Genomic DNA, 14991 nt, shown 5'->3' with positions numbered 1-14991 from the left:
CGCGGTTGGCGCCAGGGTCAGTTGCGGGCCTTGCGCCAGCCGGCGTCGCGGGCGTCCTGCTCGGAGCAGAACCACCGCTCACCCTTGGACTGCGTGATCACCGTCTTGGCGTAGCTCCCGCCGCTCGGCACGTGGAAGATCTTCTCGCCGCTGCTGCTGATGTTGCCCTTGATCACGCAGCCGCCCGTGGGCCTGGCCGGGGCGATGGGGGCAGCCGGCGTTCCCGTCTTGGGCTTGGCCGCACCGGGAGGCAACGCACACGCGGCGCTCCAGATGCCGCGTGCCTTGGCCTTCGCGCGCTTCTCCGCAGCGCGGAACGTGGCCTGATGCTGGTAGGCGTTGTCGTAGGTGTACTCACGGGCGAACCCGTTCTCGATGAGCACGGCTGCGACGAGCGTTCCATCTTCGGTGCTGACGTGGCGCAGCAGTCGGCCGAATCGGTCGCGGTCGGCCTGGCTCGGGTCACGCACCATGCGCACGGAGCGACTCTGGACGAGGCTCTGCATCTTGCTCGACGCCTTCTGGGACCAGCACTCGCGACCCTTGAGCTCAGGTGCGTCCAGGCCGATCAGCCGGACACGCTCCGTCTTGCCACCGACGCGGACCTTGATCGTGTCACCGTCCGTGATGCCGGCGACGGCATAGAGGGCCCCGGCGGCGGCGGCCGCTCCTTGTGCGGGGCGTGCGGGCTGCGCGGGGCGCGCCGGTGACGGCTTCGGTGTGGGTGACGGGGCGGGCGCCGCCACAGCGGACGCCGTCGCTGTCACTGATGCGCTCGGCCTCGGGGTTGCGACTGGACCGCCGGCGAAGTCGGAGTCGGCCGGCTCCGCGGTCGCGGCGGGCCCGGCCGCGTTGGTCGAGGGCGTCGGCGTCGCGCCGAGCCCCGCGAGCAGCGCCCCGGCCGAGCCCAGGCCCACGATGGACAGGACGAGTCCGCAGTGAATCGCCACCACGACGATGAGCAGCCTGCGAGCACGGGATCCAGGGGCTGGCCCGGCGACGCGGGGAGAGTCATGGTGCACCCGTGGAGGCTAGGCGGCTCTGCCCCTTGGCACCAGTGAAATGGCGAAACTCGCGTGCGTGGATTCGTCGGTCAGGACGACGGCGTGATGTCGGTGACCAACCAGCCCAGCCCGGTCCACTGCAGCTGGAAGAACATGCGCCTCGACGATGCCTTGAGCTCGCCGACCGAAGCGCCCGCGGTGTCCAGCAGTGGAGTGGCATTCTGGACCAGGGTGGCGGGGACGACGTAGGGGCTGACCTCGGCGTTCGGCGGCGGCTTGATCGCTTCGAGGGTGAACAGGTTCGGGCCGGTGTGCTGGTCCTTGGCCGCGAGCCCGGTGATCTGGGACTGGAGGGTGGCGCACTCGTCGCACTCCGGACCCTCGACCGTCTCGATCGGTCGGATGTTCCCGGACTGGTGCGCCCAGTTGAGCAGTGCGACGTAGTGGTTGAGGAAAACCGTCGCACCATCCGGGGTTCGCGCCTGGGCCGACATCGACTGCGTGGGTGGGTTGGCCGGGACACCCGTCGACTGAGCCTTGGGCACCACCACCGCGGAGGGGGTGGGTTCCGGTGCGGCAGTGGTCGGCTGCGTCACGCCTGCGTTCGCAGCTTCGGGCTCACCGCCACCGCATGCTGCGAGCGCACAGCAGCAGACGAGGGCGCCGAGAAGGCTTCTCAGCCGTACTCCAACCACCGTCGAAACACCTCCATTGGCGACGGGTCCTTTGCGGACAGTAGTCAGCCCACGGCCTCCGGACAATGGTTTGGGGCGCCACACAGGGAACTCTCATCCTGTGAGAACGGGCGTGGACGCCTCGAGACCGGGCTCGCCCACTCGCCTGATCGTCCCGAACTCACCGAATTCCTCGGTTGGGCACAGACCGTTGGTGCGCCGAACAGCGGTGGCGAGCGGACGGCATACGGGAGCTCTTTTCTGCGTTGCACGGTCCGTGGATGTCTGGGACTCGATCGTCATCGGTGCGGGGCAGGGCGGTCTGGCGGCGTCGTACTTCCTGACCCAACGCAAGGTCACGCACCTGGTGCTCGACGGCAATCCCGTTGCCGGCGGGGCCTGGCAGCACCGATGGGACTCGCTGACGATGCACGACGTGCACGGCGTCGCCGACCTCCCCGGCGAGACCGCGCCCGCACGTTCGGCCGATCGCGCGAACGTCGCCGTGCCGAACTACTTCGCGGACTACGAGGCGCGGCATCAGCTGCCCATCGTGCGGCCCGTCGTCGTGGAGGAGGTCACGAGCGAAGGCGAACTCCTCGTCGTCCGGGCGAGCGACGGTCGCGCATGGCGGACCCGAACCCTCGTCAACGCGACGGGCACGTGGACCCGGCCGAACTGGCCGGACTACCCGGGGGTCGACGACTTCCGCGGCGAGCAGTTCCACACTGCGACGTATCCCGGTCGTGAACACCTGCGCGGGAAGCGCATCATCGTCGTCGGTGCCGGTGCGTCGGCCGTGCAGTTCATCGGTGAGCTGGCGCCCATCGCCGACGTGTTGTGGGTGACTCGTCGCCCGCCGCAGTGGCGCACGAGTGATTTCGGGCCGCAGACGGGGCTCGAAGTCGTGACCGAGGTCGAGAAGCGCGTCGTCGCCGGGCTGCCTCCGATCAGCGTCGTCGGCGCCACCGGGTTGATGCTGCGCGAGCAGGAGCAGGAGGCTGCTCGGCTTGGCGCGTTCGAGGACCCGCTGCCCATCTTCGAGCGGATCGTCGAGGGTGGGGCCCAATGGTCCGACGGCGTGGTCGAGGAGGCCGACGTCATCCTCTGGGCCACCGGATTCCGTTCCGCCGTGGACCACCTGGAGCCGCTCGGGCTGCGGGGACCGCAGGGTGGCATTCCGCTCGTGCGGGTGGAGGGCAACGTTCAGGCGGCGACGACGGCTGCGCTCGACCCGCGGGTTCATCTCATCGGCTACGGGCCGTCGGCGAGCACCATCGGCGCAAGCCGAGCAGCACGCCGAGCAGCGATGGAGGTCGCCAAGAAGGTGGCCTCACCCTTCGGCACCTCCCGCAACGTCAGCGTGGGTGGCGGCTAGAGCAGCCGTTGACGCTGACGTTGCGGTGGGGGTGAGGCGCCGGATCACTCCGCGAGGGTGGCCTCGAGGGAGATCGGGACGGCCTTGAGGGCCTGCGAGACAGGGCAGTTCGTCTTGGCGCTCTCTGCTGCGGTCTGGAAGTCCTCCGCGGACATGCCGGGGACGGAGCCGACGACCTTGAGGGCGATCTCGGTGATGCCGGTGCCGGGCACGAACGTCACGGCAGCGGTCGTGTCGAGCGTGGTGGGCGGGGTGCCGGCCTTGGCGAGTGCGCCGGAGAACGCCATGTTGAAGCAGGACGAGTGCGCCGCGGCGATGAGCTCCTCGGGACTGGTCTTGCCGTTCGCCTCCTCGGAGCGCGACGGCCAGTTGACGTCGAACGTGCCGACGCCCGACGACTCGAGCGTGACCTGCCCGGTGCCGGACATGAGGTCGCCCTCCCAGTGGTTGGTGGCGGTGCGGGTGGTTCCTGCCATGAGTGCTCCTCGATCAGTGGTGGGTCTGTCCTGCCCCACCTTTGCGTGACCTGCGCTCGGCCACAAGTGCAGTTCACGCGCGTCCAACGGGTTCAGCGGGCAGGAGCAACCCGGGTGAGTGGCTGACACACACCGGAGGGCGCGAGGATCATTCGGGACATGGCCCAGGGAGAGGTTCGCGCCTTGCCGCTCCATGTCGTCGCCATCGCCCTTCTCGCGCTTGGCGTCGCCTTCGGCGTCTGGCGCCTCTCGTACCCGTCCGAATGCGCCTGGCTCGCGCCCTCGGCATCCGCCTGGACGGACACCGGCGTCCGCCCCAACGTCCCCAGCGGTTGTCAGCTCACCGAAGGCCAGACCGTCATCGCGGCGAGTGTCACGTCCGACACGGTGTCCCTCAGTCTCGAGGACGGCTCTCGGGTGACGCTTCCTCGCAACGCGCCGGGAACCGTTGTCGCACAGCGGATTGGTCAGTCCGCATCAACGATGATCTTCGTCGTCGCGATGTTCGCCCTTGCTCTGTATGTCGTCCGCCGCCGACCCCGCGCACCCGCACCTGCCGCGTTGGCCGTCTTCGCCGCGGGACTCCTCGGCAGCACCTTCGCCACGATGACCGGCCTCCCACCGTCGGCGGCATTCGGTGGGGTCGCGAGGTGGCTGTGGTTCGCCAACGTCCAGGGCGGGTTCCTCCTGTCCTCCGGAGGCTTCCTCGCCTCCATCCTGCACTTCCCCACGCCGCTCACCACCGGTCGCGCCACGGAGAGGAGCTCACTCACACGGCTCACGTGGGTCGCCCTGCTGGCGCCGGCCGCGGTCTGGTTGGCCGTGGTTCTCGCCGCTGGCGCCCTCCAACGCCCCACCTTCACCGGCTGGGTCCGCACCTCCATCGTCGTCCAGTCGTCGCTCACCGTCCTCGCGGTCTTCACCGCCGTGGCCCTGCTCGTCGTGCGCGTCCGCCAGGTACTCCGCTCCGACCAGTCGGACGTCGCCCGTCAACAAATGCTCTGGGTGGCCGGCTCGGTGCTCATCCCCGCGAGCCTCGTCCTCGGCATCTGGATGGTGCCCGAGCTCTTCACCGGTGAGGCACTCCTCCCGAATGTGCTCATCGGCACCCCGGGCCTCATCACCGTTGCCGGGCTGGCGGTGGCGATGCTGCGCTACCGGCTCTTCGACCTCGATGTCGTGCTGACCCGCACGATCGTCCACTCACTGCTCCTCCTCGCGGCGGTCGCCACCTACCTCCTGGTCACGGCGACGCTGGCGGCGATCTTCGGCTCCGTCGTGGACGGCCCACTCGTCGCCGTCGGTGCCGTGGTCGTGGCCCTCGGCGCGAACCCGCTCCGCATCCGCCTTGAGCGCCTCGTGAACCGGGCCTTCTATGGCGATCGCCACGAGCCCTATGTCGCCCTGAGCAGGATTGCCGCGCACGTGGCCGATCCGAACAGGTCGCTCGCATCGGTCGCCGAGGAGGTCCGCCGCTCCCTCCGGGTTCCGTTCGTCGGGATCGAGCCCGAGAGCGCGGGCACCGTCAGCTCCGGGAATCCGAAGTCCCTCGCCAACGGTGTCGTCGCACTCCCCACGGCATGGTCCGACCAGGTCGTCGGCCACCTCGTCGTGGCCCGCCGCGGCAGGGGAGACCGGTTCTCCCGCACGGAGCGACGACTCCTCGACGACATCGCTCGCGAACTCGGGGGCCGCCTCCGCGCCGAGCGGATGACTCACGACCTGCAGTCGTCGCGGGAGCGCATCGTCTCAGCTCGCGAGGAGGAACGACGCGCTCTGCGCAGGACGCTGCACGACGACATCGGTCCGACCATGGCCGCGTTGGCCCTCAAGGCCGAGACCGCCCGGCGTGCCCTGTCGGACCCCTCGGCGATCAGCGACGCCCAGAGCCTGCTGGGTGGCATCGCGCGAACCGCAGCACAGTCGGCCGAGTCACTGCGCTCCCTCGCCTACGACCTGCGGCCTCCGGCCCTCGACGAGCTCGGCCTGGTCGCTGCGATCCGCCTCATCGCGGATTCGCCCGATCTCGCGATCGAGGTGGCCGTCGACGGACTCGACGACGACGCGATGGCGCCGCTGCCTGCGGCAGCCGAGGTCGCGGCATACCGGATCGTCCGTAGCGCGATCGACAACACGACCCGACACGCGAAGGCGACCACCTGCACCGTGCGCCTGTCGCGCGAACCGCACCGTCTCGTCGTGGTCGTCGAGGACGACGGAGTGGGTATGCCGTCCGCCCACCTTCGCGGTGTCGGCCTCACCTCCATGGCCGAGCGGGCTGCGGAACTCGGTGGCTTTTGCACGTTCGGGCCGCGACCCGAGGGTGGGACGATCGTGCGCGCCGAACTCCCGACCGCAGCGCCAGAGGGCCGGAAGGAACACCGCACATGAGCGAGCAGGGCACCACCGTCGTTCTGGTTGACGACCACCCGCTCTACCGGGAGGGGTTGGCCGGCCTGCTCGCGACAGCACCGGACATCGACGTGGTCGGCCAGGGCGGGACGGGCCGGGAGGCGATCGACCTCGCGAGCCGACTCCACCCCGACGTCGTCGTCCTCGACTTCACGATGCCCGACCTCGACGGGGTCGCGGCCTGCCGCGAGATCGTCGCAGCGGCACCCGGGACGGCGGTCCTCATGCTCACGATGTCCGATGACGACGACCTCGTGTTCCGAGCGATGCAGGCGGGTGCCCGCGGATACCTCGTCAAGACGGCCGCGCCCACCTCGGTCATCAGCGCGATCCGCACTGTCGCCGAAGGCGGGGCAGTCCTCTCCCCGGCTCTGGCGACCCGGCTCGCCTCGTGGTTCGCCACCCTCCAGCGCGAGCACGGCCCCCTCGCCCACCTGACGGCGCGGGAACGAGACGTCCTTGGCTTGATGGTGAAGGGACGCGACAACGCCGGCATCGCGGCATACCTGGATGTCAGTCCCAAGACGGTCCGGAACGTCGCCTCGTCGGTCTTCGCGAAGCTCGGCGTGGCCGACCGATCGGGCGCGATCGCTGCGGCGCGCGACGCGGGACTGACCTGAAGTTCCCGGGCCTGCCCGGGACATTGCCCATGACGTCCGGGACACCTGCCGCCCACCCTGAGCCTTGTCGGTCCGCGTCCGGACGCACGTGCCGGACCCGACGTGAGCAGGGAGGCAGACATGCGCAAGGCATACACCACTCTCGGGTGGGTGATCGCAGGGCTCGTCCTGCTCCAGGCCGCGTCCATGGCGTGGGGTGTCGGTGGCCAGAGCCGCTTCATCGAGAACGGTGGAGTCGTCGACAAGGCCCTCGTCGAAGCGGCCAGGGCCGGCGGTGAGGCTCCGTGGCCCGAGGTCTTCGGATTCATGATCCACGGCATCAACGGCGGGATGCTCATCCCCCTTGCGGCGCTCGCGCTGCTCGGCGTGTCCTTCAGGGCGCGACTGCCGCATGCCCGGCGCAACGCCGGCATCCTGTTCGGGCTCGTCTTCGTCCAGATCATGATCGCCTACAGCATTCGCGACCTGCCGCTGCTCGGCTTCATCCACGGCCTCAACGCACTGCTCATCTTCGCGGCGGCGATGGTCATCGCCCGTCACACCGCCGACGTGAACGACGATGCCGGCGGCACTTCCGCTGCCGCCATGCCGCCCACTGTGGCCGGGGACGCGCCACTGACTTCGGCCGAGCACTGACATGGCCGAGGACGCGGTGGTGACGCGACCGCTGGGCCGGCTGCTGCGGTGGGGATCCATGGTCCTCGTCGCAGCCCTGGCGCTCGTCGTCACCGCCGCGTGGTTCTCGAGCCGGCTGCCCGACCGCTACAACGTCATGTCGATGGGCACGGTGGACCTCGGGCGGACGGTCAGCAGCGCGGCTGGGGGGCACGCGGGCCACGGCTCGGTCGGGGCCATCGCGCCGGGTGCGGCGACGGCCGCGCGGGAGACGTCGGTCCGGTCCCTCGTCACCGATCCCTCCCTGCGCGCTGATGTCGTCGTCGACCTCGTGGCCACCCAGGGCAGGGTTCGCCTGCCGGACGGTGGGACGGTGGACGGGTTCGCACTCAACGGCGAGACCCCTGGTCCCACGATCACGGCCGTGGAAGGGCAACTGATCGAAGTGCGTGTTCGCAATGACAACGTCACTGAGGGGATGACGTTGCACTGGCACGGGGTGGACGTGCCGAACGCCGAGGACGGCGTCGCGGGGGTCACCCAAGACGCGATCCTGCCCGGGGGGCGGCACGTCTATCGGTTCGTCGCGCAGGCGGGGACGTACTGGTACCACTCGCACCAGGTTTCCGACCCCCAGGTCCGCGGTGGCCTGCTGGGTGCCCTCGTCGTCGCGCCGAGTGACGGTGAACAGGGGAGCACCGTCGAGGCGGCCGCACCCCCGGTCGACGTCATCGCTCTCTCCCACACGTACGGCGGCAAACGGACCCTCAACGGTCTCGCGGGTGAGTCACGGGTCGCCGCCCCTGCGGGCAGCACCGTTCGCCTTCGAGTCATCAACACGGACCCGGGACCCATGCCGGTCTGGGTGACCGGCACGGCATACAAGGTTGTCGCCGTCGACGGACGGGATCTGAACGAGCCGGGCGTCGTCGAGGACCGGTCGATTCTCGTGACCGCCGGTGGAAGGGCCGACCTCGAGGTCACCATTCCCCGCGGAGGAGCGGTGCGACTGCAGGTGGCCGGCGCGTCACTCGTGGTGGGGGATGGACCGGCCCCGACCCCGGCCAGGGCGCCGGCGAAGGAGGTGGAGCTGCTGTCGTACGGGACCCCTGCGCCGCTGGGCTTCAACCCGGCGGCCGCGACCCGGAGCTTCGACTACGTCATCGGGCGACGGCTCGGCTTCCTCGACGGCAAGCCGGGGATGTGGTGGACGATCAACGGCCAGATGTATCCCGATGTCCCGATGTTCATGGTCTCGGAGGGGGACGTCGTGCGGATGCGGGTCGTCAACGACTCCGGCGAGGTTCACCCCATGCACCTCCACGGGCATCACGCAGTGGTGTTGTCCCGCAACGGAATTCGTGCATCCGGGAGTCCCTGGTGGGTCGACTCGCTCAATGTCGAGGATGGTGAGTCCTTTGACATCGCGTTCGTGGCCGACAACCCGGGCATCTGGATGGACCACTGCCACAACCTCCGACACGCGCGCGAGGGACTCGTGGCGCACCTGGCCTATGCCGGGGTGACGTCGCCGTTCGTGATCGGCGGGGACGTGCACAACACGCCCGAGTGACCTCTCAGGGATTTATGTATACAATTGGATTTATTGCACACAACACTGAGGAGTATGCCGTGACCGCCCGCCCCGCCTTCCACCACGCCATCCCCGTTGAGGACATCGCCGCCGCCCGCGAGTTCTATGGCGGCATTCTCGGCCTGTCCGAGGGTCGCTCGGCCGAGCAGTGGATCGACTGGGACTTCTGGGGCCACCAGGTCGTGACCCACCAGGTGGCGACCCACCCCGGTCCGGCCGGCTACAACCACGTCGACGACCACGAGGTGCCCGTGCCCCACTTCGGCGCCGTGCTGGCCATCCCTGACTTCCACGCGCTCGCGGCCAAGCTCAAGGCGGCCGGTACGACGTTCGTCATCGAGCCGTACCTCCGGTTCGAGGGCCAGAAGGGCGAACAGTGGACGATGTTCTTCCTCGACCCGTCGGGCAATGCGATGGAGTTCAAGGCCTTCGCCGACGAGGCACAGATCTTCGCCAAGTGACGCTCGCGCGTTTTGCCCGCGCGACTTCACCAGGGTCCGCCTCGAAGTAGGGTCACGCCCGTGACCTCGACCAAGGCTGACCGCGTCCGGAAGGCAGTGCTCACCGACATCATGTCGGGGTCCCTGCCCGCCGGCTCACCGCTCGACGAGGGTGCCCTGGCCGAGCAGCACTCGGTGTCGCGGACGCCGGTGCGTGAGGCACTGCGCCGCCTGCAGAGCGACGGCCTCCTCGAGACCGGACCTCGCCGCCAACTGCTCGTCGTCGATGTGTCGCCCGAGCACCGGCGGGAGATCACGACGCTCCGCGTCGCGCTCGAGGGTGCTGCGGTCGAGTCGGCGTGCGAACTGAGGGGCGAGGACGATCTCGACCGGCTGGACCTGCTCCTGCTGAAGCAGCGGCGGGCTGCCGACGCCGGCGAGGCCGAGGTGTTCCTGCGCCTCGACGAGGAGTTCCACCTGACGCTGGCAGGCGCCGGACGCATGCCGACCCTGTCGCGGATGCTCGGACAGCTGGGGGCGTTCGTGCGGCTCGGCCGCCTGGGCGAGGCGACCACGAAGCGCCACATGCTCGGGCTGGTGCGCGAGCACGAGGAACTCGTGGAACTGCTCCGGAGCCGTCGAGCCGAGCCGCTCCGTTCCGCCCTCGCCACCCACATCGAGCAGACCACCCCTCGCACCTGACCCCACCTCTCGACTTTGTGCCCGATTGGGACACGCTGACGGAGGCCTACGGCCGATGAGCGTGTCCCAATCGGGCACAAAGTCGGAGCTGAGTCCGCGGGATCAGGCGGGAACCGGCTCAAACTCACCCGGAGCGTCAGTGCCAATGGTTGCTAGAGCAGCCGTCTCCGCTGACGCAAGGGACGCAACGCCAGCCACGGCGGCGGGTGAGGTGGGGGCGGAAGCGGGCGAGACGGCATACGAGCGGGAAAGTCGGCGATAGGCCACGGTCGAGAACGCGCCGACCACAGCGATCAAGGACACCGTGCTGGCGAGGACGAACGCGAGCGCCATCCCGCGACCTTCACCCGACCCGAGCAGCCAGCCGAACGTCGACTGCCCCGAGGTCGACTCCATCCAGGGGATGAGCGCCAGCTGGGCGAGCGGCCCGACGATGAACGCCGACACCGGCGTCGATGCGAGCTCGACACTCTGGGCGAAGCCGATGACGCGGCCCTGCTTCTCGAAGGGGACGACGCGCTGGAGGATCGTCTGCTCGGACCCTTCGATGAGCGGGATGACGAGCATGAACGCGAACATGCCGACGATGAGCAGTACCTGCGAGTCCCGCAGCGCGAAGAGGATGCCGATGATCGCGATGAGGGCGTTGGCGCGCAGAAGGGTGCGGACGGGGTTGCGGCCAGTGCCGAAGCGGGCGACACCGATGCCGCCGAGGATGAAGCCGAAGCCAGTGACGCCGAGGACGATGCCCCAGCCCTGGACCGAGAAGAGCTCCAGGCCGTAGGGGTCCACCAGCGCCATGAAGACACCCATGATGAGGTTGTTGAAGGCGGTGAAGCCGATGAGCTGGGCGAGACCGGGGACGGCGCGGACCGCGGCGATCGCGCCGCCGAACTCCATCCGCTGACGTTCGCCGTTGGCGCTCAGGCGCGCGGGTGCCGGCTCGTCGATGCGGATGGTCAGGAGGTGACCGATCGAGATCGCCGACAGTGCGACCGCGACGACGAGGGTGCCGCCCATGCCGAGGAACCCGATGGCGAGGCCGCTGAAGATGCTCGTCGTCACGTGCGCGACACCACCGACGGTGCCGACGAGACCGTTGGCCTTGTCGCGGCGGTCGGCCGGGATGAGGAGGGTGACGGTGGTCGAGAGGGCGATGCCGCGCAGGCCGCCGACGACACCGCCGGCGAGGACGAGTCCCGAGAAGACCCAGAACCACGGACCGCTCCAGTCGGTGACCCGCTCGGTCGGGACGGCCAGGTAGAGGCCTGCGGCCATTCCGTATGCCGTGAGCGTCACCATTCCGGCCGCCGCCATGGCCACCTTCTTGCGGTGGGCGTCGACGATGGCGCCGAAGACGGTGCCGCTGAGCGAGGCGAAGAGCATGTAGAGGCCCGACACGATCGAGGTCGCGATGACGGAGCGCGTCTCGAGGTAGGCCCAGAACGTCAGCGCGAACCAGAGGAAGGTGTTCGTGACGTTCGCGATGAGGGTGTTGCCGAGCAGTCGGTGGAACGTGGCGGTGGCGGTGGCGGCGGCGGTGGCGGTGGCAGCGGGGCTGGTGAAGGTCTCCATACCTCCTCCACGAACGGGCCCGACCCAATACGACACCCCGCGCCCGGGTGAATGCGGAGTCAGTCCCAGGTCATGCGCCCGGCGTCACGTTGGCGGCAAGCTCGGTGACCTGACCCGCCTTGACCTCATAGACGCCCGTGCCGGTGCTGCCGCGGTGCGAGTCCGCCGTGAACTCCACGGACCCGGCGCCGATCAGGCCACCGGTCTCGGTCGAGCCGAGCGACTCAAGAGCCTTCTTGATGTTCGGGCCGTCGGGCTCCTCGCCATCCTTGAGGGCCTTTTCGATGCCCGCGGCCATGACGTCCATCGTCGCCCAACCCTGGACGTAGTGGACGCCCTTGTCGGCGAGCGACGAGCCCTTGGCCTTGAGGTAGGTCTCGATGTCGGCGTGACCCGGCTTGGCCGCAGAGGGGAAGGCGAACGGCTGGACGAAGATCGTGCCCTCGGCGTTCTCGGCGCCCGCGGACTTGATGAAGAGCTCGTCGGCGCACCAGTTGAGGCAGACGACCTTCATGTCGAAGCCCAGAGCCTTGATGTCCTTGGCGACCTGGGCGGCCTGCGAGGAGACGTCCTGGATCACGATGTACCGCGCACCCTGAGTCTTGGCCTGGGTCAGCAGACCGACCTGGTTCGGCTCCTTCGGCATCGGGTACGCCGTGTAGCCGAGCCCGAGGCTCTTCTCGTCGATCCATTTCTCACCGTCGGCGACGGGCGCCGTCCCGAAGGGGCTGTCGTTGTGGAAGACCGCGACCTGGCCCTGGTTGGCGGAGTCCTTGGCGATCCAGTCCAGCGCAACGCGCATCTGGTCGGAGTAGGTCGCCGCGACGACGAAGTTGTAGGGCGACACCTTGGGGTCGGTCAGGGCCTCTGCATAGGACGCCGACATGAAGGGCAGTTCGTCGGCCGCGACCCTGGCGCGCAAGGCTTCTGAGTCGGCCGTACCCCAGCCCTGGATCGCGACGGCGCCGTCCTTGACGTATTGGGTGTAGAGCGATTCCGCCTCGGGAAGCTTGTAGGCGTAGTCGTTCGACATCGCCTCGATCTTGTGACCGTCGATGCCGCCCTTGGCGTTGAGCGCGTCGATGTAGCCGAGCATGCCCTCGTTGTAGGGCGTGCCGACGTCACCGGTGTCGCCGCTGAGGTCGGCGAGGATTCCGACCTTGATGGCCTCTTTGGCGCCGTCCTCCACCCCCACGTCGCTGCCGCCTTCGGTGGCGCCGCCGCAGGCGCTCAGGGTCAGGCCCAGGGCGACTGCGCAGGCGCTGAGGCCGAGCCGGTGGCGATGCGTCATGGCATTTCTCCGATCGATGTCGCGAGTGATCGTATGCGTCAACCGCTTCGATGACCCGCCCCCGGAAGCTCGCAGGGGCGTAGTGTCCGCAGGAGCGGGACCCTCCGGGTCTCCCTACCAAGGGACTGATCATGTCCGACAAGTCACCGCGTCACTCGATGTCCAAGAAGTCCGGCAAGACCATCAAGGAGAAGCGGGCCGAGAAGAAGGCCAAGGGCACCGAAACCTCCGGAATCGAGACGACCCTGCATGGCAAGAAGCGCTGAGTCGAGCCCGCTGCTCACCCTCGGGGTGATGGCCCGCTCCCGCAAGGAGAACGAGCACCGACTGCCGATCCACCCGGAGCACGTCGACCGGATCGACGGGGACCTGAGGTCACGGATCTTCGTCGAGGAGGGCTACGGCCTGCCGTTCGGGGTGTCCGACGAGACGCTGGCCACCGCGCTCGGCGGCGTCCGGACCCGCGCCGAACTCATCTCCGAGTGCGACGTCATCCTGCTCCCCAAGGTCCAGGCCGAGGACCTCGCCGAGTTTCGTGACGGACAGGTCATCTGGGGGTGGCCGCACTGCGTCCAGGACGCCGTCCTCACCCAGAAGGCGATCGACCGCCGACAGACGCTCATCGCGTTCGAGGCGATGAACCACTGGGCTCGAGACGGACGCTTCCTCCTCCACGTGTTCCACCTGAACAACGAGCTGGCCGGCTACTGCTCGGTGATGCACGCCCTCTCCCTCTTGGGCAGGACCGGCACCTATGGGCGCAAGTTGCGTGCGGTCGTCATCGGCTTCGGCGCGACGGCGCGTGGCGCGGTCACCGGGCTGAGCGCGCAGGGCATCGCCGACGTCCGCGTGCTGACGCATCGGCCCGTGGCGGCAGTGGCGTCACCGATCCACTCCGTGGAGATCGTGCACCTCGACCAGGATGACGACCCGTCACAGACGACTGTCGTCACCACCGAGGGGCCACTCCCGCTCGCGCCCTACCTCGCGGACAACGACATCGTCGTCAACTGCGTGCTCCAGGACCCGAATGCTCCATGGACGTTCCTCTCCGAGAAGGACCTCGAGCTCTTCCGACCGGGCAGTCTCATGGTCGACGTGTCGTGCGACGAGGGCATGGGCTTCAGTTGGGCCCGCCCCACGTCGTTCGAGGAGCCGACGTTCGTCGTGGGCGACAACATCACCTACTACGCCGTCGACCACACGCCGTCCTACCTCTGGAACTCGGCGACCTGGGTCAACAGCGAGGCGCTCCTGCCGCACCTGCGCACGGTCCTGTCCGGTCCGGAGGCGTGGGCTGCCGCGCCCACGATCGAGCGGGCCATCGAGATCCAGGACGGCGAGATCCGCAACCCGGCCATCCTCGCGTTCCAGAACCGCGAAGACACCCACCCGTATGCCGTCCGCCCACCGACGCCGGACACCTCCAGCACCACCTGACCGCCCGAAGCCTCACCTACCGGGCAGGGGCACAGGTGCAGCGGCTACGGTCGGCGCCCATGGACGTCGGCACCGAGCTCAGCACCCGCCTCGCCGCCGCGACCCCCGGCCTGCCATCCGGTGCCGTCGCCACGGCCGGCCTCGCGGCCCTCGCCGTCGTCCTCGTCCCGCCGGTCTGGTCGCAACTACGCATCGCCGTGACCCTCGTGCACGAACTCGGCCACGCGATCGTCGGCATCCTCTCGGGCCGCCGCTTCACCGGTTTCGTCGTGCGCGGCGACATGTCCGGCCACGCCGTGACCGTCGGGCCGGCGCGCGGATTCGGACGCATCGTGACGACGTGGGCGGGCTATCCGATGCCGGCCCTCGTCGGTCTCCTCATGCTGTGGGCGACAACCTCCGGGTATGCCGGCCTCCTGCTCTTCGCGTCCCTCCTCACCTTGGTCTTCGTCCTCGTCTTCGTGCGCTCCGCAGGGACGTTCGTGACCGTGGTTGCGGCGGGGGCTGCGATCGGGGCGCTGTGGTGGTGGAGGGATGACGAGGTTCAGGCACTCGCCGTCGTCGCGACCGGGTTCGTCCTCCTCATCGGCGCTTGGCGTCACCTCGGCGTGCTCGCCTCGAGCAGCGGACGACGCGACCCGGGAAGTGACTCGAACGTTCTCAGGCAACTGACCGGCATACCCGCTTTCCTGTGGAACGCAACGTTCGTCGCGGTGCTGGCGGCAGCGTCGTGGGGCGCCATCCGACTCGTCCTCGAACTCACCTGAGCC

At 69.0% G+C, this 14991-nt stretch carries 15 protein-coding genes; 10 read left to right on the top strand and 5 right to left on the bottom strand.

Annotated elements, in window-relative coordinates; genetic code table 11:
* Positions 1-17: 17 nt before the first annotated feature.
* The gene (locus tag N802_RS16130; RefSeq protein ID WP_245613981.1) at positions 18-1022 is read right to left on the bottom strand and encodes a thermonuclease family protein; all 1005 of its coding nucleotides are present in this window, start codon (positions 1020-1022) and stop codon (positions 18-20) included.
* Between the two features lie 71 nt (positions 1023-1093).
* Positions 1094-1600, bottom strand: coding sequence for a DUF6318 family protein (locus N802_RS16125; RefSeq protein ID WP_035918206.1), 507 nt, complete (start codon positions 1598-1600; stop codon positions 1094-1096).
* A 355-nt stretch (positions 1601-1955) separates the two neighbouring features.
* On the opposite strand from N802_RS16125, the gene N802_RS16120 reads away from it, so the two are divergent.
* Positions 1956-3056, top strand: a complete 1101-nt coding sequence (locus N802_RS16120) for an NAD(P)-binding domain-containing protein (RefSeq protein ID WP_035918201.1) — start codon at positions 1956-1958, stop codon at positions 3054-3056.
* Positions 3057-3100: 44 nt separating this feature from the next.
* On the opposite strand, the gene N802_RS16115 is transcribed toward N802_RS16120, so the two are convergent.
* A complete protein-coding gene (locus N802_RS16115; RefSeq protein WP_035918197.1) occupies positions 3101-3532 on the bottom strand; it encodes an OsmC family peroxiredoxin in 432 nt (143 codons plus the stop codon).
* 159 nt (positions 3533-3691) lie between these two features.
* Here N802_RS16115 and N802_RS19675 point away from each other — a divergent pair, with 159 nt between their 5' ends.
* The 6 genes from N802_RS19675 to N802_RS16085 all read left to right on the top strand — a co-directional run bounded on the left by N802_RS19675 (position 3692) and on the right by N802_RS16085 (position 9915).
* Positions 3692-5923: a sensor histidine kinase gene (locus tag N802_RS19675; protein ID WP_052110063.1), complete on the top strand. Its 2232-nt coding sequence runs from the start codon at positions 3692-3694 to the stop codon at positions 5921-5923.
* Positions 5920-6564, top strand: a complete 645-nt coding sequence (locus tag N802_RS16105) for a response regulator transcription factor (RefSeq protein WP_035918196.1) — start codon at positions 5920-5922, stop codon at positions 6562-6564. Before N802_RS19675 ends, N802_RS16105 begins: the two co-directional genes overlap by 4 nt.
* A gap of 120 nt (positions 6565-6684) precedes the next feature.
* Positions 6685-7200, top strand: a complete 516-nt coding sequence (locus N802_RS16100; RefSeq protein ID WP_052110062.1) for a hypothetical protein — start codon at positions 6685-6687, stop codon at positions 7198-7200.
* Positions 7201-7219: 19 nt separating this feature from the next.
* Positions 7220-8752: a multicopper oxidase family protein gene (locus tag N802_RS16095; RefSeq protein WP_245613980.1), complete on the top strand. Its 1533-nt coding sequence runs from the start codon at positions 7220-7222 to the stop codon at positions 8750-8752.
* Positions 8753-8811: 59 nt separating this feature from the next.
* Complete coding sequence (locus N802_RS16090) at positions 8812-9234, top strand: VOC family protein (RefSeq protein ID WP_035918194.1); 423 nt, start codon at positions 8812-8814, stop codon at positions 9232-9234.
* 60 nt (positions 9235-9294) lie between these two features.
* Positions 9295-9915 (top strand): GntR family transcriptional regulator, encoded by a 621-nt coding sequence (locus N802_RS16085; protein ID WP_035918191.1) that lies wholly within the window; start codon positions 9295-9297, stop codon positions 9913-9915.
* 102 nt (positions 9916-10017) lie between these two features.
* Here the strand turns inward: N802_RS16085 and N802_RS16080 are convergent, their stop codons facing one another.
* Both N802_RS16080 and N802_RS16075 read right to left on the bottom strand, forming a co-directional pair.
* Positions 10018-11490: an MFS transporter gene (locus N802_RS16080; RefSeq protein WP_052110060.1), complete on the bottom strand. Its 1473-nt coding sequence runs from the start codon at positions 11488-11490 to the stop codon at positions 10018-10020.
* A 70-nt stretch (positions 11491-11560) separates the two neighbouring features.
* Complete coding sequence (locus N802_RS16075) at positions 11561-12781, bottom strand: ABC transporter substrate-binding protein (RefSeq protein WP_052110059.1); 1221 nt, start codon at positions 12779-12781, stop codon at positions 11561-11563.
* 131 nt (positions 12782-12912) lie between these two features.
* On the opposite strand from N802_RS16075, the gene N802_RS21020 reads away from it, so the two are divergent.
* From N802_RS21020 to N802_RS16065, 3 genes are read left to right on the top strand one after another with little or no spacing between them, the layout of a single operon-like run.
* Positions 12913-13047, top strand: a complete 135-nt coding sequence (locus N802_RS21020; RefSeq protein WP_281175151.1) for a hypothetical protein — start codon at positions 12913-12915, stop codon at positions 13045-13047.
* Positions 13031-14221 carry a N(5)-(carboxyethyl)ornithine synthase gene (locus N802_RS16070; protein WP_035918189.1) on the top strand — a complete coding sequence of 397 codons (1191 nt, stop codon included), beginning with the start codon at positions 13031-13033 and terminating at the stop codon, positions 14219-14221. The genes N802_RS21020 and N802_RS16070 overlap by 17 nt, the downstream gene beginning before the upstream one ends.
* A 59-nt stretch (positions 14222-14280) precedes the next feature.
* Entirely contained in the window at positions 14281-14988 is a 708-nt protein-coding gene (locus tag N802_RS16065; RefSeq protein ID WP_035918187.1) for a M50 family metallopeptidase, read from the top strand.
* Positions 14989-14991 lie beyond the last annotated feature (3 nt).

This window comes from Knoellia sinensis KCTC 19936 (genome assembly GCF_000768705.1).
Lineage (GTDB): Bacteria > Actinomycetota > Actinomycetes > Actinomycetales > Dermatophilaceae > Knoellia > Knoellia sinensis.
The sequence above is the reverse complement of the archived record's forward strand: the minus strand, read 5'-3'. Positions and strand labels throughout refer to the sequence as shown.